This window comes from Serratia sp. CY37869, from assembly GCF_052168895.1.
Classification (GTDB): Bacteria; Pseudomonadota; Gammaproteobacteria; order Enterobacterales; family Enterobacteriaceae; genus Serratia; species Serratia ureilytica.
On record NZ_JBJNLU010000001.1, the window covers coordinates 1,049,267 to 1,068,961 of the forward strand.

The window sequence follows — 19,695 nt, forward strand, 5'->3', positions numbered from 1 at the left end:
TAATAAATAAAGCAATTTATCGTCGTTCTTCTGTTAATTCTTACCCCCTACACTCGAAAAACAACGCAACCGCGTGATTGTGGAGAGTGTATCGATGAAACGGTTAATCCCAACCTTATTGTATGGCGCGCTGGCGACCGCTTTCGGCGCGCAGGCCGCCACCCCGCCGGATACCTTGGTGGTGGTCAGTTCGCTCGAGGGCATCATCAGCCTCGATCCGGCGGAGAGCTTTGAAACCGTCAGCTCGGCCAATCTGGTCAATCTCTATCAGCGCCTGGTGGCGCCGGATCGCGGTGCGCCGCAAAAGTTGGTGCCGGACGCCGCCGCCCGTTGGCAAGCGGGCGCCGATGGGCGCAGCCTGATCTTTACCCTGAAGCCGCAGCAACGTTTCGCTTCCGGCAATCCGCTGCGTCCCGAGGACGTGATTTACTCACTGGTGCGTGCGGTGAAGCTGAACAAGGCGCCGTCCTTTATTCTCGCTGAGTTTGGCTGGACGCCGGATAACGTCGAGCAGCAGCTGAAGAAGATCGGGGATAACCAGGTGCAGCTCAGTTGGTCGGCCAACATCGGCAGCGAGCTGGCGCTGCGGCTGCTGACGGCGAACGTGGCTTCGATCGTGGATGAGAAGCTGTTGAGCGAACACGCGCAGCAGGGGGACTTCGGGAACGCCTGGCTGCGCAACCATTCGGCCGGCGGCGGCCCGTATCGGGTGAATAACTATGTGCCGCATGAGGCGCTGCTGTTTGGCCGCAACGACTACGCGCCGTCGCCGGCCCGGCTGAAAACGGTGTTATTCAAGAACGTCAGCGATGCCGGCACCCGCCGTTTACTGTTGCTGAAGGGGGATGCCGACGTGGCCTACGATCTGGGCGCTGACCAGTTCGACTCGCTGCGCAAAGCGCCGGGCGTGCGCATTGAGCAGGCCGATGCGCCCAAGGTGTATTACCTCGGTTTCAATACCGGCAGCAAAGACAACCCGGCGCTGGGCAATCCGGCGCTGTGGCAGGCGGCGCGCTGGTTGGTGGATTATCAGAGCATCGCCGAACGGTTGCTGAAAGGGCAATATCGCGTGCATCAGGCCTTCTTGCCGCAGGGCTTGGACGGTGCGCTCGACGAGCGGCCGTTTAAGCTCGATGTGGGCAAGGCCAAACAGATCCTGCGCGATGCCGGCATCGCCGAGGGCACAAGCATCAGCCTGATCGTCATCAACCAGCCGCCGTATACCGACATCGCGCAGGCGCTGCAGGCCAGCTTTGCGCAGGCTGGGCTACGGCTGGACATTCATCCGGTGGTGGAGAGCGATCTGTGGGGCAAGATGCGCGGCCGCGATTTCCAGGCGATCTTCACCTATTGGGGCGCCGACTATCTGGATCCGAACACCAACGCCAGCGCCTTTGCCTACAATGTGCCGGGCGGGCCGAAGACCCTGGCCTGGCGCACCCAGTGGAGCATTCCCGCCATCAGCGCGGAAACGCGTGCGGCGGCTGCGGAAGGCGACAGCGCAGCGCGCAGCGCACGTTACGCCGCGCTGCAACGGGAACTGCAGGCCAGTTCGCCTTATGTGCTGGCGCTGCAGGGGCAAACGCTGGTGGCATTACGGGACAATGTTGAAGATGCCCGGGTGGATATCGCCAACAGCATGCTGTATTTGGATCGGGTGAATAAAACGCAGCCGTGAACGAAAAATGCCCCCTCGCCGCCGAGAGGAGAGGGGGCCTGGCCGGTGTTAACGCGGCGAGCTCACCACGGCGTGCCGGCGAGATTCAGCTTATTGAGGATTGTCGGCAGGCTGTCGGTCACCAGCGCCTGCAGATCGCCGTACCAAAACTGCTGCACGCCGACCTGGTTGATATACAGATAGGACGCGATGCCCAGAGAGAAGCACAGCAACGTTAGCAGCACCCGGCTTACCGCGTCTTTCAGATTGCCGCATACCATCACCATAAAGATCAGCACGAAGATCATCATGTTGAATGAATAACGGTTGGCCACCTCTTCAAAGCTGATGGTGGCGAAGAACACCGCGCAGTTATAAAGGAACATCAGGCGCACGGCATAGGCGGCTTGTACAAACTGAGGCGATGGCGCGCGGAACTTGTAGCGGGCGAATTGATACAGCGCCTCCACCACGCCGACGTACAGCAGCGTGATTTGGATTTTGCGCACCGGGTTATTACCGAAGTCGCCGCTGACGTAGGCTTCGGCGCGCGAGGCCAGAAAGTCGTTGCCGACGACGGCAATCAGTTTAGGCATCAGCACCGCGCCGCCGAGGTAACAGGCGGCGAACAGCGCCAGCACCGGCAGGGTGCCCACGGTGCGCCAGCGCGCGGGCAGCAGCAGATAGGGCAGAAACAGGAAAGCGGAAAAATGGCTGAAGGACGCCATCACGATCCAGAGCAGCATGCGGCCGCGGTGCTGCTCCGACACGGCCAGCACCAGGAAAGAGAGCGCCAGCCCCTGCCGCAACAGGTTGCCGTACAGCCCCTGGAAATTGTACTGGCAGCAGAACAAAAACAGGATCACGGCAAAGTAAGTGCGCGACAGGCGGTAAACGCCCAGCGCCAGCAGCGAAAAGCTGATAAGGAAGAAGGCGGCGAATGCGCCATTACCGACGCCAAACCAGGTGGCAGTCAGTTTAAACAACAGGTGCGAGACAAAGTCGGTGCCGGAAAACTGCGCCAACCAGTCCATCAGGCCGTAGCCGCTGTACTGCTGCATCTCAAGGTAGTAGTTCACCTTGTCGTTCATCACCGGCTCGAGGTTCTTCGTCGCCAGCGGCACCGCGGATATCACGGTCAGCAGCAGGAAGGCGGTGAGATTCAGCACGCGATCGGGTTGCTGGCGCAGCAGCATAAAGGCGGCGATCAAGCCGCTGCAAATCACCAACGATAAATAGGGGGCGAACCAAACGCCTGTGATGGCGACGGCGCCCAGCAGCAGCCATTGCACGGAAGAATGCGCCTGTTCGCTGTCGGGAAGGGCGGCGAGTGGCCTGACCGGGTTTTGCATGGGATGCTCCATGGCGTGATCCAGCTGGGGAACATAACACCGGGGCCTAAAGGGACACAGTGAGTTTTGGTGAAATAGGCAAAATTTCACCGGGTTATCATCCCTTGCCGGCAGCGGAAAAATGGCCGTCGGCGAGGCTGGGTAAAAACGGTGCGAAATGCGCAGAACCGCGTTCTGCCTCGATTTCATGTGAGGTTGATGCTGTGAAATAAATGAAATTCCACTGCGGGCCAGGTGAGCCGGGACCGGTCAGCAGGCATAGCCAGCCAGCCGCCGCTAACCCGATACCGAAAGGTTGCGGCGTTCGCCAGGCTCGGCGGTTGTGCAGGCCACGCGCCAACGCGATGCCCAATCCGAACGCCGCCGCCAGAAAGACCAGCAGTGGCAACATCGTCCAGCCGAGCCAGGCACCCAGCGCCGCCAGCAGTTTGAAATCGCCCTGGCCGATGCCGTTGCGCCGCTGCGTCAGCCGGTAGAGCGCATTGAGCAGCCATAACGCGCCGTAACCGGCGACGGCACCCAGCACGGCGTCTTCCAGCGGCGCCCAGCGAGCGTCAAGATTGCACAGTAGCCCGCCCCACAGCAGCGGCTGAGTCAGTCGATCAGGCAGCCACCGATGGCGCCAGTCCAGCCAGGCCAGGGCGATCAGGAGCGCCGCGGCCGGCGCTAACCCCCATCGAGGCGCTGCAGCCAGGCTCAGAGGCAACGTCGCCAACGCCAGCCCCAGTGCCGTCAGCAGGGGCCCCTGAAGGCGCAACCTCTGTGGGCGACCGTTGACGCCCTCCACGCGTTCCAGCCACGTAATGAGCGCGAAGGCGATCAGGCCCGCCGACAGCAGCGTGGTGAAAAACAGCGCGTGCCACAGTAAAGAAAGCAACATCCGGACTCCGCCAGTCGTAGAACAGACGGCTAAAATAACGGCAAAATGCGTATTTCATCAGGGGAAAACGCGGTTGGTTGTGAGGAATGCGCAGGCGTTCGCATCGCCACGCTGCGTATTGCAGGGGTGTACACTGCCCTGCGCGGTGGCGCGCAGCCACGGGGTACTGTGCTTTTTATCGGCAAAATCGGCGCTAAAATGCGGTGAATTCACCTGGCGGCCGGAATGGATCGGTAAAGGGTACAAGTGACGACGTCACTGGGGAGCGATTGGGGTTTATCCTATTGTTTCTGCTCGTCAAGCCGTTAGGCTATGAGGACATAGGCGCCCCCGCCGGGCTGGGGGGCGTGAGGTTTTTCAGCGCTGTCGCGGGAATGGCGGCGGCAAAGCAGTGGGTTGGCGTGCTCCAGGAAGGAGGGAAGCCAACGGTGTCATGAAAGACGTCATTCAGGCAGTACTCATCAAGACTAAAAAACGATTCTGGCGCCGACGCCAGACGGCGTGGCTGGCCGGGCCGCTGGTGTGGCTGGCCGGCGCGGCGCCCGCGTGCGCCGAATCCCCACCGGCGCCGGACAGCGTTATCTCTTCCGAACAGGCCGGCGCAGATCCGGCGGCGAACTTGCCCGAACTGGGCGGTGCGCCCGACGACGCCGCGCGCGAGAAGCAGTGGGCCGAGATGGCCAAACAGCTCGGCGAAAAAGATCTGAACAACGTTTCACGTCAGCAGATGCGCAGCCGCGCTGAAGATTATTTGCTGGGGCAGGCGACCGGCGCGCTGCAGCAACAGGCGCAAGAACTGCTGTCTCCGTTGGGAACCGCCCGGCTGTCGCTGAAGATGAACGGCGAGGGCGATTTTACCGGCAGCAACGGCCAGCTCTTCAGCCCGTTGTACGACGTCGATGGGTTGTTGACCTACAGCCAAATCGGCTGGCTGCAGCAAAGCACCGGGGCGCTCGGCAATGTCGCGCTGGGGCAACGCTGGATCGCCGGTGACTGGCTGCTGGGTTACAACACGGCGCTCGACAGCGATTTCGCCCGGCAGCGCAATCGCGGCAGCGTGGGGGCGGAAGCCTGGGGGGACTACCTGCGTTTCTCCACCAACTATTACTATCCGCTGTCGGCGCTGTCGCAACAGCCCGGCGATGGGGTATTTTTCAACCGTCCGGCGCGCGGTTACGACATCACGACGCAGGGCTATTTGCCGTTCTATCGCCAAATCGGCGGTTCGCTCAGCTATGAACAGTACCTGGGCGAGAATGTCGATCTGTTCGGCAGCGGCAAGAAACAGAACGATCCGCGCGCGATGCAGCTGGGGCTCAACTATACCCCGGTGCCGCTGGTGACGATGAAGGCGTTGCATAAGATTGGTGCGGGCGGGCAGAGCCAGGATCAGGTGGAATTGGCGCTGAGCTACCGTCTCGGGGTGCCGCTGGTCAAGCAGATTTCGCCGGAGTATGTGGCGCAGGCCAAGTCGCTGCGCGGCAGCCGCTACGATCCTGTCGAACGTAAAAACGTGCCGGTGCTGGAGTTCCGCCAGCGCAAGACGCTGCAGGTGTTCCTGGCCACGCCGCCGTGGAGCCTGCAGGCGGGGGAAACCGTGCCGCTGGTGTTGGAAATCAAGGCGTTGCACGGGATTTCTCACGTCAGCTGGCAGGGGGATACGCAGGCGCTGAGCCTGACGCCGCCGCACAATGCCAACGACCCGCAGGGCTGGACGGCGATCGTGCCGCCGTGGGATGACGCCCCGGGCGCCGCCAACAGCTATCGGCTGTCGGTCACGCTGGAGGACGACAAACAGCAGCGCGTGACGTCTAACTGGATAGAACTGAAAGTGGCGCCGCCGCTGACGGCGACCGCCGGTGATGAAGCGGATCAGCCGCCGATCCAAACCCTGACGCCGCCGCCGATCCCGGCGCAAACCGGGCCGCTGTACGGCGACGATTAACCGTTTTTACCCTGCAACACCCACACGGCGGCCTCGACGCGGGATTTCAGCTTCATCTTTTTCAGCAGGTGTTTGACGTGTACCTTGACGGTGCTTTCCGTGATGGTCAGGCGGCGGGCGATCAGCTTGTTCGGCAGCCCCTGGGCGATCAGCTTCAGGATATCCCGTTCGCGCGGCGTCAGTTGCTGAATATCGCGCTCGGCGCTTGGGCGGTTTTCCCGCAGGCTGGCGGCGAGGATCGGCGTCAGCGTTTCGCTGAGCACCATCTGCCCGGCCGCCGCCTGATGCAGCGCCTTCAGCAGATCCTCCGGCTCCATGTCTTTCAGCAGATAGCCATCGGCGCCCCGCTTGAGCGCGCTGACGACGTCGTCTTCATGGTTGGATACGCTGAACACCACGATGCGCCCCGACAGATCGGTCTGGCGCAGGCGATCCAGCGTTTCCAGCCCGTTGATGCCGGGCATGTTCAGGTCGAGCAGGATCAGATCCGGATCGTGCTGCTCCGCCAGCGCGACCCCTTGTTCACCGTTGCTGGCCTCGGCGATGACCTGCAGGCGAGCGTCCATGCCGATCAGCTGTTTTACGCCGTTGCGCAGCATGGGGTGGTCGTCGATCAGTAAGATGGTGGCGGCGGTTTCTGTCGTCATGGTGTCTCCGTTAGTCGATGGCGTGGTTATCCGGCGTGAAGCTGACCCGCACCTCGGTGCCGCCGCCGCTGCGCGGTAAAATGTCGCAGCGGCCGTGCAGGCTCTTGGCGCGATCGCGCATGATGATCAAGCCGTAATGGTCGGGGCGAGAGGTCTCGGCCGGCAGGCCGCGTCCGTTGTCGCATACGCTCAGGGTCACTTCGCCGCGTTTATTGATGACCTGAATGCTTACCTCGCTGGCGGCGGCATGCTTAAGGATGTTGCTGAGCGCCTCGCGGGCGATCTGCAGCAGGTGTATGGCCTGATAGGCCGGCACCGTGCGCGGCCCCAGCTGATAATCGAGGCTGATGGTCAGGCCCAGTTTGGGGTTGAACTCCGCGACCGTCGATTGCAGCGCCGCCAGCAGACCCGGTTCGGTCAACTGCAGACGGAAGGTGGTCAGCAGTTCGCGCAGTTGGCGATAGGCGCCGTTCAGCTCTTCACGCATCTGTTGCACCAGCGCCTGGCTGGCGGCAGAGAGCGTTTCCCCCTGCATCTGCAGACAGGCGATCTGCATTTTCAGGCAGGAGAGCGATTGGGCGATGGAGTCGTGCAGCTCGCGGGCGATCGCCGCCCGTTCCTCCATCAGCATCAGCTGCTGCTGGTGGTCGACCTGACGTTCGATGGCCAGCACGCTGGTCAGCTGTTCCACCAGGGTATTGATCAGTTGGCGATGTTCATCGTTCAGCGGTTGCTGCGGCGCATGTTGCGCCACGATCACGCCGTAGTCGCCGAGCTTGTCGCTCAGGCTCCAGCTCAGCGACGGATTGTTGGGATACTGGCGGTCGCTGTCGTTCAGGCAGGCGCTGCACACCGGGTTATGGCAATGCTCCGGCCTTAGCGGTTGGTTGCCGCTCAGCTGCAGCAGCGGTTCCCGGCTGTCGTTTTCATACAGCCGCACCTGAATGGCGCGCAGCGGCGTCAGGGTTTGCAATTGGTTGAGCAGCGGCGTCAGGCGACTGCACAGCGGCTCGCTGGCGTGCAGCTGGCGGCTGGCGCGATAGAGGAAGCTCAGCACCTGATTTTTCTGCTGCAGGTCGGCGGTCTTCTCGGCCACGCGCTGCTCCAGCCCGCTGTAGGTGGCCGACAGCTCGTCGGACATGGTGTTCAACGCGCCGCCGAGCGACGCCATTTCATCCTGATGGCCGCGCTGCGCAAAGCGGCGGCTAAAATCACCGCGGCCTACCGCCAGGGCCATCTCCACCAGTTGCCGCCAGGGATGCAGCAACCGGCGCCGCAGGTAGCAGGTGGTGCCGATCAACAGCAGCAGCGTCAGCGCAATAAAGCCGGCCTGCACCAGCGTCACCATCAGCAGGCGGCGTTCGGTTTGCCTGTCGATATCCGACACCAGCTTGTCCAACAACCGCACGAAGTGCGCGACCTGGGGCGCGGCGTCGGCCGGCTGCTGCGCGCTGCGCAGGCGAGGTTGCAGCGTCTGTTGCCAATAGTCGCGCAGGGCGTTGAAAGGCTGCGTCAACCCTTCCTGCTCCACCGAACGCTGCAGGTCGGGGCTGTTTTCGTCGCGCTCCAGTTCCCGGATCAGCGCTTCGTGCCGTTCATCCAGCGGCACCTGCGCCAGCAGCCGGTAGCTTTGCATGCGCAGCGAGCCGGCCTTGTTGATGGCGTGCGCGTTGCCCTGAATGCTTTGCGACATCCAGGCGGAAATCCCCATGCCGGCCACGCCCAGCATGCCCGACAGCAACATCAGCAGGGCGACCTGATTCACGATCGAAAGCGGGGCCAACAGGCGTTTCATAAGTGCGGATTCCTGGCGTTTGGCGCCGCTGAAGCTCAGGGGCGAAGGCGGCGATGGGGCTAAACAAGTCACGATTCAGCCGTATTTTTGATTATCCCTGCGCATAACCCCATACCTCGAATGAAGTACCCATTAGTTTCCAGGGGCGCGTCGAGACGGCAAGAAAACGAAAGTGATAGTGATTAGTTGATTGATTTAAATGGATTTAATTTTTGGTTAGGGCGTACCCCTAAGGGGATGAAGGCGCCATTTCCGCCGCCAACTACTTGCATGCGGGTTGATATACATCAACTTTGCCGCCGGGGCCGCCCCCTAGGGTGTGCGGAATGATCCCCCGTGTCTGAGGTTTTTATGTCGCAACTTGCAACGCCTTCATCAAAGAAAACCGGTGCGCTGATTCAGGACTGGCGCCCTGAAGACAGCGCTTTTTGGCAGCAGCGTGGCCAGCGCATCGCCACCCGCAACCTGTGGATTTCCATTCCGTGTCTGCTGCTGGCATTCTGCGTCTGGATGCTGTTCAGCGCCGTCGCGGTCAACCTGAACAAGGTCGGCTTCAATTTTACCACCGACCAGCTGTTTCTCCTGACGGCGCTGCCGTCGGTCTCGGGCGCCATTTTGCGCGTACCGTATTCCTTCGTGATCCCGCTGTTTGGCGGCCGTCGCTGGACCGCCATCAGCACCTGCTTCCTGCTGGTGCCCTGCCTGTGGCTCGGGTTTGCGGTGCAGGACAGCAGTACGCCGTACAGCGTGTTCGTCATTATTTCCCTGCTGTGCGGTTTCGCCGGCGCCAACTTTGCCTCCAGCATGGCCAACATCAGCTTCTTCTTCCCGAAAGCGCGTCAGGGCGGGGCGTTGGGGCTCAACGGCGGGTTGGGCAATCTGGGCGTCAGCGTCATGCAGCTGGTCGCGCCGCTGGCGATTTCCTTCAGCCTGTTCGGCCTGTTTGGCGGCACGGCGCAAAACCAGGTGGAGGGGGGCCAGCTGTGGCTGGAAAACGCCGCCTGGATCTGGGTGCCGTTCCTGCTGGTCGGCACGTTGGCGGCCTGGTTCGGCATGAACGATCTGGCGGCGGCCAAGGCATCACTGCGTCAGCAACTGCCGGTGCTCAAGCGTGGGCATCTGTGGATGCTGAGTCTGCTGTATCTCGCGACCTTTGGCTCTTTCATCGGTTTCTCCGCCGGCTTCGCCATGCTGTCGAAGACGCAGTTCCCCGACGTGGTGATCTTGCATTACGCGTTTTTCGGGCCGTTCCTGGGGGCGCTGGCGCGGCCGGTCGGCGGCGCGTTGTCTGACCGTTTCGGCGGTGTGCGGGTGACGTTGATCAACTTTGTGGTCATGGCCGTTTTTGCCGCGCTGTTGTTCCTGACCTTGCCGAGTGCGGGCGAGGGCGGGTCGTTCATCGCCTTCTACGGTATCTTTATGGTGCTGTTCCTCACTGCGGGGCTGGGCAGCGGATCGACTTTCCAAATGATCGCCGTTATTTTCCGCAAAATCACCGTCGATCGCGTTAAAGCGGCCGGCGGCAGCGATGAAAGCGCGCAGCGTGAGGCGGTAACCGATTCCGCCGCCGCATTGGGCTTTATCTCGGCGATTGGCGCCGCCGGCGGCTTCTTCATTCCGCAGGCCTTTGGCACCTCACTGGCGCTGACCGGTTCACCTGCGGGCGCGATGAAAGTGTTCCTGGTGTTTTACATTTTGTGCGTCGTGATCACCTGGACGGTGTATGGCCGCAAGAAAAAAGCCTGAGTGTCAAACGACTTTCTCTATCCCTCCCGACAGGGGAGGGATATTTCGTTCATACCGAAACTTCTCTCTTCTCCTCCTCAGTGAAATTTTCTGCCTTTAGGTAAAATTCTCACCCCCGCTTGCCGTTTTTTTCTTTTTTTATAGTTATATCTCTCAATGTATGAATCCTTTCTCACAAAAGGTTTATATTATTCACGCGGTTTTTTCGTTTTGTTGAGCGTGTTCTTACTATTAAACAATTAATGCTTTTTCCTGCGTTTAAATGAAATTGCTTAGGAGAATACCTAATTGATGTGCGTATTATAAAATCAGCAATAGGGTTTTGTCTTAGATGCTGCGCCCGTTGGATGGAATGAACGCCGGAGTTAAATCAGATAACTCTCATTCTGTTTTTTCCGTCTTTTTGTAGTCTATCTGACGTTCAGATTAGGTGGAAAAACAGAATGAATTCAGGGCGAAGAATGAAATTTCACAATTTCATTCGATTAACAATCAAGCAACGCCGTTAGTTTTTTCTTTCTAAATCAAAGAGGTGCTAGTTTGAATTTTACGGTAGCCAGGAAAGAAATCCATGTTACCAACAGGGAAATAGAGTCGTTTGGATAAACGGAACATCCTGAATCAGGCTTAATGTAAAAAATGAAATCAGAAAATTTTTATAAAAGCCAATATCCGATGAATGCAACCTGTTGAGTTTACATTTAATTTCTTGAACATTTTTTGATATTTCTATACAAAGTGTGCAGGACAGGCACGCTAAGGAAATTAAAAGTGAATCTTGATAAAAGAATAAAGATTAGGAATCTCGATGTTCTGACTCCTGCCGGGGAGAAATTCCGTCTGCGTTGGAAGGAGTATCAAATTCTTTCGCTGCTTGTCGCCAGATCCCCCGAGCTGGTTACCCGAACGGAAATTATAGAAAATATCTGGAAAGGAACCTATTGTTCAGATTCAACGATAAATCAAACAATTAAATCCATTCGTCAGAAAATTAGCGATTCGGAACACACGCTTATCAGAACCATTCCACGCTTGGGTTACAAGGTGGAAAATCAAGCGGCTTTTCACTTTATATCTGAAGATGAAGACTACGCCGATGATGATATATTAAACGGTAACGATGATATTGACGTTGATATTCAAGCGGAACTTTCTGAAAGTGAAAATGAATCGCCTGTAGCCAACGACGAGAAAATAGTTAAGCCGCGTAAATCGACCCTCGTTTCTGCGCCTGTTGCGGCGATGGATTCCTCTCAAGATCCGGCGCATGAAAAGAAGTCGCTATCCGTGCGCCGCTTTTTCAGCGTGCCTGCCAGTCGCGTGGTGAAATACCTGACGGTGTTCGCCTCGTTACTGGTTATTTCACATTTTTCATATGTCCTGGGCAACCAAACCCGTCCGCCGGTGATCAATGATATTCAGAACAACACGCGCGTGGTGTTGACGCTGACGCTGAATAATCCCCATACCAACAGCCCGCAAACGCTGTTCTGTCTGTACCAGGGAGAGAACATGGATCTGGCCACCATCGAATGTGTCGATCCTAAACAAGGCCAGCTGAAATTGCCGGTAAAATATGAGACCTCTTCCTCCACCGGTAAAGGTCGGATTAATCTCATATTGCCGAATAAAACCTTGCAATATCAAGTTGCTTACGATGTTAAAAATTAGCGCTGAATGAGGTTTTATCTATAGCGATAATTTTACATTTGATGAAATCTTTTATTTCATTATTTGTTATTTGAAAGCCAGGTTCGATTTGTCCAGTCTGGAACTCATTACCTAACGCGTATTAGCGCCTGTCCCAATCGGGTGACGGGAATAATGAGAACCTGCTGAGTGACAAATTATGGATAAGCGTAAAGTAGCTATTATCGGGGGTTCCGGTTTTATCGGAACACGCCTGGCGAAACGTCTCAGTAAGCGCGATGATCTGACATTGGTCATCGTCGATAAGCAACCCAGTGCACATTTTCCATCCCTTTATCAGTATGGCGATGTGACTCAACCTCAGACTTTGCAAGAACCGCTGGCGGGCTGTGACGCCATCATTAATCTGGCGGCGGAGCATCAGGACAATGTCGATCCCATTTCGCTCTATTATCAGGTCAATGTCGAAGGCGCACGTCATGTCTGCATGACCGCCTCTGCATTGAATATCCGCCAAATCATTTTCACCTCCTCGGTCGCCGTTTACGGGTTCGTCAAGCAGGAAACCGGCGAAGAAGGGCGTTTTGAACCTTTCAACCATTACGGCAAGTCCAAGCTCGAGGCGGAATATGTTTATGAGGCCTGGCGCAAGGCAGACGCCGCAAATAAATTGACCATCATCCGTCCGACGGTGGTGTTCGGCGAAGGCAACCGCGGCAACGTGTATAACCTGTTCCGCCAGATCGCCAGCGGCCGTTTCGTGATGATTGGCAGCGGCAATAATATGAAGTCGATGGCTTACGTCGAGAATATTGCTGCACGGTTGGAGCATGCGTTGGATCAGCAGTCCAGTTATCAGGTCAGCAACTATGTCGATAAACCGGACTTTACGATGAATCAGCTGGTCGACGTTATTTCCTCTTCATTGGGCAGGGAAAATAAGACGATTCGCATTCCTTACGCCTTGGGAATATGCGGCGCAACCGCATTGGATGTCGTGAGTAAAATAAGTCGCAAGAAATTTCCAATCAGTCGCGTCAGAGTGCAGAAATTCTGCGCCAGAACGCAATTTAAAAGCAATGTGCAGAATAATTTCGTGGCGCCGGTCGAACTTGATTCGGCAATCGAAAGAACCATTAAACATGAGTTTTCTGATAGATAACTTAATCGCACGCTGACGTTATTTCGATATTTTCGCTGACAAGCGGATAAATCTGCATTTTCAGGATTAGCGCATGCTGACTTATATCCTGGCCGGATCAATTTTGTTTTTGTTAATAGCGCATTGGGAGCTGTAACTCAAGGGCGGTAGCGTGCTTATTCGCTGGAGGAACGATGTTATATCAACTGAGCGTGATATTTGTGCTGGCGGTGGCGTGGGTGCTTATTGCCCGCCGCGCCGCCTTGGTGGTGGGGTTAGTGGATAAGCCCAATGCGCGCAAGCAACATCTGGGGCACATTCCGCTGGTCGGCGGCATCGCCGTGTACCTGACGCTGATGCTGATGACGCTGTGGCAACCCGCCTGGCTGCCCGAAAGCACGATCTACCTGCTGTGCATAACGGCGCTGGTGGTGTTGGGCGTGCTGGATGACCGCTTTGATCTGCCCGTGGCGCCGCGCGTCATGGTGCAGGGAGGGATCGCGCTGGCGATGATGCTGGCGGCAGGGATGCAACTCTCCTCGCTGGGTTATGTCTGGGGGCATCAGGAAGTGATGCTCGGCTATGGCGCGTTGCTGCTCACGCCGCTGGCGGTATGGGGAGCGATCAATGCCTACAACATGGTGGATGGCATCGATGGGCAGTTGGGCGCTTTGTCCTGCGTCACCTTCGTCGCGCTGGCCATCGTGTTCGGGCTGGGCGGCCGGGAAGACCTGGCGCTGTGGTGTCTGGGCCTGATCGCCGCTCTGGCGGCTTATCTGCTGTTCAACCTGAGTCTGTTCGGTGCGCGTAGCAAGATCTTTATGGGGGACGCCGGCAGCATGGTGATCGGCTTCAGCGTGCTGTGGCTGGTGTTGCTGGCGACCCAGGGACCGCAGGCGGTGATGCGCCCGGTGACCGCGCTGTGGCTGATCGCCATTCCTCTGATGGACATGGTGACGGTGATGGTGCGCCGCCTGCTGCGCCGCCAAAGCCCATTCAAAGCGGGGCGCGATCATTTGCACCATATTCTGATGCGTCGCGGACTGAATGCGCGCCAGGCGCTGGCGATGAGCACCATGCTGGCGGTGACGCTGGCCTGCATCGGCATCTGCAGCGAAGTGCTGAAACTGCAAGAGAGTTTGATGCTGGTGGCGTTTCTGCTCTGTTTTTGCGGCTATTTCGCCCTGTTGCGCGAGCCGCGTCAGGCGACGGTGTTCAGCGATAATCCGACCGTCGGCCGTTAATCCCCTCACGGGCTGCGGCGGCAGCCCGTTTATCACGGTACTTCCATGAATTTTCATTTGCCTCTTTTGATGCCGTTGGCCTTTACCTCCGCGCTGTTGAGCGGGTGTACGGTGATTCCCGGCTCACATTTACCTACCAGCGGAAAAGCCGTCGTCGTGCAGCAAGACGACGGTTTTGATTTGAATAACCAGGTGCAGGTCTACCGCATGTCGCCGATGTTGCTGCAGAAAATGCGGCGCGTAGAACCGGTCGCCCGGCCGAACCCGACGCTGGATCAGCGGCTGCAGAACTATCAATACCGTATCGGCGTCGGCGACGTGTTGAACGTCACCGTCTGGGATCACCCTGAGCTGACTACGCCGGCCGGGCAGTACCGCAGCGCCAGCGACACCGGTAACTGGGTCCATGCCGATGGCACGATTTTTTATCCCTATATCGGGCGAGTGGCGGTGGTGGGCAAAACCGTCACCGAAGTGCGCAGCCTGATCGCCGGCCGTCTGGCGCAGTATGTGGAAAGCCCGCAGGTGGATGTCAGCATCGCCGCTTTCCGTTCGCAGAAGGCTTATGTGACCGGTGAGGTGAAAACCTCCGGCCAGCAGGCGATCACCAACGTGCCGCTGACCATCCTGGATGCGATCAACGCCGCCGGCGGCCTGACGGAGAACGCCGACTGGCGCAACGTGGTGCTGACCCATCAGGGCAAGGATCGGGCCATCTCGCTGCAGGCGCTGATGCAGCACGGCGACATCAGTCAGAACGCGTTGCTGCAGCCGGGTGACATCCTTTACGTCCCGCGCAATGACGAACTGAAAGTGTTCGTGATGGGCGAAGTGGGCAAGCAAGCGACGCTGAAGATGGATCGCAGCGGCATGACGTTGACCGAGGCCCTCGGCTCTTCCGAAGGGATCAGCCAGACGGTCGCGGATGCGACCGGGGTATTCGTGATCCGGCCGAGCGGCGGCAAAACGCCGCAGCGGCTGGCGACGCTGTATCAGTTCGATCTTTCCGACGCCAGCGCGCTGGCGATGGGCGCTGAATTTCAGCTGCAACCTTACGACGTCGTGTACGTCACTGCGGCGCCGGTCGCGCGCTGGAACCGTTTGATCAGCCAGCTGGTGCCGACCATCAGCAGCTTTAACGATCTCAGCGAGGCTACCTTGCGCGTGCGCAACTGGTAAATCCGCAGGATGAATAAGGAACAGAAGATGAAGAACAATGCGCTGTCCGTGATGGTGGCCGAACAAGATGAAAAGCTGGAGTGGGAGCGTCTGGTAGGGCCGCTTTGGGATAACCGCTGGCGGATCGCCGTCGTAACCGGCGTGGCCGGCGCGCTGGGCGTCGCCTATGCCCTGTTGGCGACCCCGGTGTATCAGGCCACGGCGGTGGTGCAGGTGGAGAAACAGCTGTCCGGCGACTCGCTGCTGCGCGAAACGCTGGACAGCTCGATGGGGCAGAATTCGGCGACGCAGGATGAAGTGACGCTGGCCAAGTCGCGCTACGTGCTCGGCAAAACGGTGGATGCCCTTGGCCTGACGGTGCGCGTCGAGCCGGACTATTTCCCGGTATTCGGTAAAGGTTTTGCCCGACTGAGCGGCGAAAAGGCGCCGGTGCTGGATATCGCCACGTTAACGACGCCGCCGGAAATGGAGGGCGAAGCGCTGACGCTGACGGTGCGCGATGGGCAGCATTACGAGCTGAGCCATGACGGCGCCAAACTGTTCAGCGGCGCGGTCGGGCAGCCGGTGGCGCAGGGCGGATGGAACATGGCCGTCTCGGCACTGGACGCGGCGCCGGGCGCCAGCTTCACGGTGGTCAAAGTCGCGCGCCAGAAAGCGGTGGACGATCTGCGCAAAAATCTTGACGTAGTGCCGGGCGGTAAAGACAGCGGCATCATGACCTTTACGCTGCCGAGCGAAGATCCGCAGCGCGCCGAGGCGGTGCTGAAGAACATCACCGACAACTACCTGCAGCAGAACGTGGATCGCAAAACGGAAGAGGCGCAGCGAATGCTGGCGTTCCTGCAAGAGCAACTGCCGCAAACGCAAACCTCGCTCAACAACGCCGAAACCCAGCTCAATCAGTTCCGTCAGCAAAACGACTCGGTGGATCTGTCGCTGGAAGCCAAATCGGTGTTGGACACGCAGGTGCAGCTCGAAGCGCAGCTCAATGAACTGACCTTCAAGGAAGCGGAGATCTCCAAGCTCTATACCCGCGCGCACCCGGCTTACCGGGCGCTGCTGGAAAAGCGCGCCACGCTGGAAGCGGAAAAGGCGCGGCTGGGCAAACAGGTGCAGACGCTGCCGAAAATGCAGCAGGAGATCCTGCGTCTCACCCGAGACGTGCAGGTGGATCAGCAGGTTTACATGCAGCTGATGAACAAGCAGCAGGAGCTGAGCATCAGCAAGGCCGGCACGGTAGGCAACGTGCGCATCATCGATGAAGCGGAAACCGCCATTCGGCCGATCCAGCCGCAAAAGATGCTGATCGTGCTGTTGGCGCTGCTGCTGGGCGCCGGGGGCGCCGCCGCGGTGGTGCTGTTGCGCGCGGCCTTCCACCGCGGCATCAATGATATCGATACGCTGGAGAAACGGGGCATCAACGTCTACGCCACCGTGCCGCTGTCGCCGTGGCAGGTGAAGCGCAACCGCGAGCAGCGTCATCTGTTGCCCAAATCCGGCGGCCGGCGCCTGCCGATCCTGGCGGTGGCCGAGCCGACGGATCTGTCGGTGGAGGCAATCCGCAGCCTGCGCACCAGCCTGCATTTCGCCATGCTGGAAGCCAAAAACAATATTCTGATGGTCTCCGGCGCCAGCCCGGAAAGCGGCAAGAGCTTCACCAGCACCAACCTGGCGGTGGTAGTGGCGCAGGCCGGGCAGCGGGTGTTGCTGATCGACGCGGATATGCGCAAAGGCTTTCTGCATCGCTGGCTGGCCGAGGATGGACATCGCGGTTTGTCCGACATGCTGGTGGGCGACGTGATGGCGGAACAGGCGGTGCGAAAAACCGCCATCGCCAACCTGGACTTCGTGCCGCGCGGCCAGGTGCCGCCGAATCCGTCCGAACTGCTGATGCATCGCCGCTTCGCTGACTTCCTGCGCTGGGCCGGGCAACACTACGATCTGGTGCTGATCGATACGCCGCCGATTCTGGCGGTGACGGATGCGGCGATCGTCGGTCATCACGCCGGCACCTCGCTGCTGGTGGTGCGTTTTGAAGTGAACACCGTCAAGCAGATCGAAACCAGCATGCGCCGTTTCGAACAGAATGGGGTGGCGATCAAAGGCGTGATCCTCAACGGCATGGTGAAAAAATCCGCCGCCGATGCGGGTTACTACGCCTTTGCCTATCCGAGCCATCAGGAAGAAAAGGTGCCGTAAGCGCATGAAAGCGATGCTGATGAACTCTTTGTGGCTAATGCTGGAGCGGGTATCGCTGAGTCTGTCGGGGATTTTCGTTTCGGTGTACGTCGCGCGCTATCTCGGGCCGGCGCAATACGGTTTGATTAACTACTTGCTGTCGGTGATCGCCATCGCCGTGCCGCTGGTGCAGCTGGGGGCGGACGCGGTGCTGTTCAACCGCGTCGCCAAACGGCGCCGGAGCGGCATGCGGCTGATGCTGGCTTCGATGCGCATCCGCCGCCAGCTGTTTGCGCTGATCGCGCTGCCGCTGATGGCCTGGACGCTGTTGACGCAGGATCGCACCAACCAAATCATGATGCTGCTGATGTTGATCAGCGCGTATTTCTCCGTGCAGGACGTCTACAAAATCTATTACGACGCGCTGCTGAAGTCGAAGTTGAACACGTTGATCAACAACGTCGCGCTGTTGCTGTCGATCGTGATGCGGCTCGGCCTGGTGTACGCGCAATTGCCGCTGGTGTGGTTTGCGCTGCCCTATGTGCTGAGCAGCCTGCTGCCTTATGCGGTGCGCTGGGTGCTGTTCCGTCGCGAGCAGGCGCAGATGCCGGCGATCAGCGGCAGACACAAACGGCGCTACGGCCGCTACCTGTTCAGCGTCGGCTTGCCGCTGGCGATCTCCAGCCTGTCGATCGTCATTTATACGCGCATCGATCAGATCATGCTGGGCAACTATTTGGGAGAACACAGCGTCGGGCTTTACAGCGCCGCCATCACGCTGAGCCAGGGGTGGGTATTCGTGCCCATCGCGCTGATCATGTCGATGATGCCAGGCGTGGCGAACGCCGGTTCGGAGCAGGAACAAGAGGCGCGCATTCGCCAGCTGTATCTGATGGTGCTGGTGCTTTCGATGCCGGTGATCGCGGTGCTGTCGCTGTTTCCGCAGCAGATAGTCGCGCTGATGTTCGGCGAAAGTTACCGGCAAACGGCGACCATTTTGGCGCTGTGCTCGGTGACGTCGCTGTTCTCGGTGATGGGAACGGTGTCTTACCGCGCCATCGTGCTGTTCAGCGGCTATCGATTCATCGCCATCAAAATGCCGCTGGCGGCGTTGGCCAACGTGGTGATGAATTTCATCCTGATCCCGCGCTACGGGATCATGGGCGCGGCGATATCGACGTTGATCACGGAGTTTATTTCATTCTTTGTGCTCAACAGCTTTTTCAGAGGAGGAAAAATTACGCGTTTGCAGGTGACTTGCTATCGGTGTTTTCCGCAATTAATAGGGAAGGTACGAGAAATATATGTTAAATAATCTGGTGAAAGGGTTATACCGACGTATGCCCGATGCAATATATCATCAGTTAAAATACGCAATGTTTTTCCGCAAGGTGCCGCATCTGGCCCATCCGGTGGGGTACAGCGAAAAACTGATGCGTAGGAAAGTTTATCCACTGGCGATATATACGCAGCTATCTGATAAATATCGGGTGAGAGAGTATATCGAACAGCTATGGGGTAAAGAGTATTTGATCGATCTTTACGCGCACGGCAACGAATTTACGGAAGAGATGTATCAGCAGCTGCCCGAGTCGTTTGTGATTAAAGCCAACCATGGCAGCGGATATAACAAGCTGGTATTTGATAAAAGCCAAACCGGTTATAACGAACTGCGGGTGTTGACCAACAGTTGGCTGCGGCAAAGTTTTTATCAGGTTTATCGCGAGCGGCATTATAAAGATATTCCACCTTGCATCATGGTGGAAAGAATGCTGATCGACGAAGGGCAAATACCGAACGACATCAAGATCCACTGTTTTAATCTTGACGGTGAGGTGCGCTTCTTTATTCAGATCGATTATCAGCGCTTTATCGATCATCGCCGCGATTTCTTTGATGCGGACTGGAACCGCACCGAGATCCGCATGGGCGTGCCGAACAGCGACGTGCCGATGTCGCGCCCCAGCGGGCTAAAGGAGATGCTGCGGCTGGCGCGCCAGGTGGCGGAACAATTCTCGTACGTACGCGTCGATTTTTATCAGGTGCAGGATCGCATTTATTTTGGCGAGCTGACTTTCACCCCGGGGGCCGGATTACAACGGCTGATGCCAGAAACGATTGAACAAGAATGGGGAGGGTATTTTCATACGTAGCTGAAACAGGCCGTTGGCTGCGCGTACTCGACCCGAGGCGGGGGGATAACCGGGCAGGGATATGCTGCGATAACAAACTTTTTCTCTGGCATCAGGCTGCACTCGCCAGTTGATAATAGCTTTTGAGG

Annotated in this window: 14 protein-coding genes; 10 read left to right on the plus strand and 4 right to left on the minus strand. The window is 58.3% G+C overall.

Translation table 11 applies throughout. The features are described 5' to 3' along the window. Positions 1-94 precede the first annotated feature (94 nt). Positions 95-1,678: an ABC transporter substrate-binding protein gene (locus ACJ8J1_RS05045; RefSeq protein ID WP_033643449.1), complete on the plus strand. Its 1,584-nt coding sequence runs from the start codon at positions 95-97 to the stop codon at positions 1,676-1,678. Between the two features lie 62 nt (positions 1,679-1,740). Here the strand turns inward: ACJ8J1_RS05045 and ACJ8J1_RS05050 are convergent, their stop codons facing one another. Then, positions 1,741-3,009: an EpsG family protein gene (locus ACJ8J1_RS05050; RefSeq protein ID WP_033643448.1), complete on the minus strand. Its 1,269-nt coding sequence runs from the start codon at positions 3,007-3,009 to the stop codon at positions 1,741-1,743. Between the two features lie 97 nt (positions 3,010-3,106). Then, positions 3,107-3,889 carry a prepilin peptidase gene (locus ACJ8J1_RS05055; protein WP_080273393.1) on the minus strand — a complete coding sequence of 261 codons (783 nt, stop codon included), beginning with the start codon at positions 3,887-3,889 and terminating at the stop codon, positions 3,107-3,109. A 433-nt stretch (positions 3,890-4,322) separates the two neighbouring features. Between ACJ8J1_RS05055 and ACJ8J1_RS05060 the strand changes: the two genes are divergently transcribed. Next, positions 4,323-5,834 (plus strand): YchO/YchP family invasin, encoded by a 1,512-nt coding sequence (locus ACJ8J1_RS05060; RefSeq protein ID WP_033643447.1) that lies wholly within the window; start codon positions 4,323-4,325, stop codon positions 5,832-5,834. On the opposite strand, the gene narL is transcribed toward ACJ8J1_RS05060, so the two are convergent. Continuing rightward, entirely contained in the window at positions 5,831-6,481 is a 651-nt protein-coding gene (gene narL, locus ACJ8J1_RS05065) for a two-component system response regulator NarL (protein WP_033643446.1), read from the minus strand. The two genes, ACJ8J1_RS05060 and narL, sit on opposite strands and share 4 nt — an antisense overlap. A gap of 10 nt (positions 6,482-6,491) precedes the next feature. Next, positions 6,492-8,276, minus strand: coding sequence for a nitrate/nitrite two-component system sensor histidine kinase NarX (narX, locus tag ACJ8J1_RS05070; RefSeq protein ID WP_033643445.1), 1,785 nt, complete (start codon positions 8,274-8,276; stop codon positions 6,492-6,494). Positions 8,277-8,627: 351 nt separating this feature from the next. On the opposite strand from narX, the gene ACJ8J1_RS05075 reads away from it, so the two are divergent. From ACJ8J1_RS05075 to ACJ8J1_RS05110, 8 genes are all read left to right on the plus strand, one after another. Then, positions 8,628-10,022: a NarK family nitrate/nitrite MFS transporter gene (locus ACJ8J1_RS05075; protein ID WP_033643444.1), complete on the plus strand. Its 1,395-nt coding sequence runs from the start codon at positions 8,628-8,630 to the stop codon at positions 10,020-10,022. Positions 10,023-10,793: 771 nt separating this feature from the next. Further along, complete coding sequence (locus ACJ8J1_RS05080) at positions 10,794-11,693, plus strand: transcriptional regulator (RefSeq protein ID WP_033643443.1); 900 nt, start codon at positions 10,794-10,796, stop codon at positions 11,691-11,693. Between the two features lie 178 nt (positions 11,694-11,871). Further along, complete coding sequence (locus ACJ8J1_RS05085) at positions 11,872-12,834, plus strand: NAD-dependent epimerase/dehydratase family protein (protein ID WP_033643442.1); 963 nt, start codon at positions 11,872-11,874, stop codon at positions 12,832-12,834. A 173-nt stretch (positions 12,835-13,007) separates the two neighbouring features. After that, complete coding sequence (gene wecA, locus ACJ8J1_RS05090; protein ID WP_033643441.1) at positions 13,008-14,057, plus strand: UDP-N-acetylglucosamine--undecaprenyl-phosphate N-acetylglucosaminephosphotransferase; 1,050 nt, start codon at positions 13,008-13,010, stop codon at positions 14,055-14,057. A 45-nt stretch (positions 14,058-14,102) separates the two neighbouring features. Continuing rightward, the gene (locus ACJ8J1_RS05095) at positions 14,103-15,236 is read left to right on the plus strand and encodes a polysaccharide export protein (RefSeq protein ID WP_033643440.1); all 1,134 of its coding nucleotides are present in this window, start codon (positions 14,103-14,105) and stop codon (positions 15,234-15,236) included. Positions 15,237-15,263: 27 nt separating this feature from the next. After that, entirely contained in the window at positions 15,264-17,435 is a 2,172-nt protein-coding gene (locus tag ACJ8J1_RS05100; protein WP_033643439.1) for a polysaccharide biosynthesis tyrosine autokinase, read from the plus strand. 4 nt (positions 17,436-17,439) lie between these two features. Next, positions 17,440-18,729, plus strand: a complete 1,290-nt coding sequence (locus ACJ8J1_RS05105) for a flippase (RefSeq protein WP_033643437.1) — start codon at positions 17,440-17,442, stop codon at positions 18,727-18,729. Next, entirely contained in the window at positions 18,719-19,567 is an 849-nt protein-coding gene (locus ACJ8J1_RS05110; RefSeq protein WP_033643436.1) for an ATP-grasp fold amidoligase family protein, read from the plus strand. The genes ACJ8J1_RS05105 and ACJ8J1_RS05110 overlap by 11 nt, the downstream gene beginning before the upstream one ends. Positions 19,568-19,695: the final 128 nt, after the last annotated feature.

Coding starts and splice junctions, on each gene's coding strand:
- ACJ8J1_RS05085 (WP_033643442.1), top strand. CDS start 11,872: ATGGATAAGCGTAAAGTAGCTATTATCGGGGGTTCCGGTTTTATCGGA.
- narL (WP_033643446.1), bottom strand. CDS start 6,481: ATGACGACAGAAACCGCCGCCACCATCTTACTGATCGACGACCACCCC.
- ACJ8J1_RS05105 (WP_033643437.1), top strand. CDS start 17,440: ATGAAAGCGATGCTGATGAACTCTTTGTGGCTAATGCTGGAGCGGGTA.
- ACJ8J1_RS05075 (WP_033643444.1), top strand. CDS start 8,628: ATGTCGCAACTTGCAACGCCTTCATCAAAGAAAACCGGTGCGCTGATT.
- ACJ8J1_RS05110 (WP_033643436.1), top strand. CDS start 18,719: ATGTTAAATAATCTGGTGAAAGGGTTATACCGACGTATGCCCGATGCA.
- ACJ8J1_RS05045 (WP_033643449.1), top strand. CDS start 95: ATGAAACGGTTAATCCCAACCTTATTGTATGGCGCGCTGGCGACCGCT.
- wecA (WP_033643441.1), top strand. CDS start 13,008: ATGTTATATCAACTGAGCGTGATATTTGTGCTGGCGGTGGCGTGGGTG.
- narX (WP_033643445.1), bottom strand. CDS start 8,276: ATGAAACGCCTGTTGGCCCCGCTTTCGATCGTGAATCAGGTCGCCCTG.
- ACJ8J1_RS05100 (WP_033643439.1), top strand. CDS start 15,264: ATGAAGAACAATGCGCTGTCCGTGATGGTGGCCGAACAAGATGAAAAG.
- ACJ8J1_RS05095 (WP_033643440.1), top strand. CDS start 14,103: ATGAATTTTCATTTGCCTCTTTTGATGCCGTTGGCCTTTACCTCCGCG.
- ACJ8J1_RS05060 (WP_033643447.1), top strand. CDS start 4,323: ATGAAAGACGTCATTCAGGCAGTACTCATCAAGACTAAAAAACGATTC.
- ACJ8J1_RS05055 (WP_080273393.1), bottom strand. CDS start 3,889: ATGTTGCTTTCTTTACTGTGGCACGCGCTGTTTTTCACCACGCTGCTG.
- ACJ8J1_RS05050 (WP_033643448.1), bottom strand. CDS start 3,009: ATGCAAAACCCGGTCAGGCCACTCGCCGCCCTTCCCGACAGCGAACAG.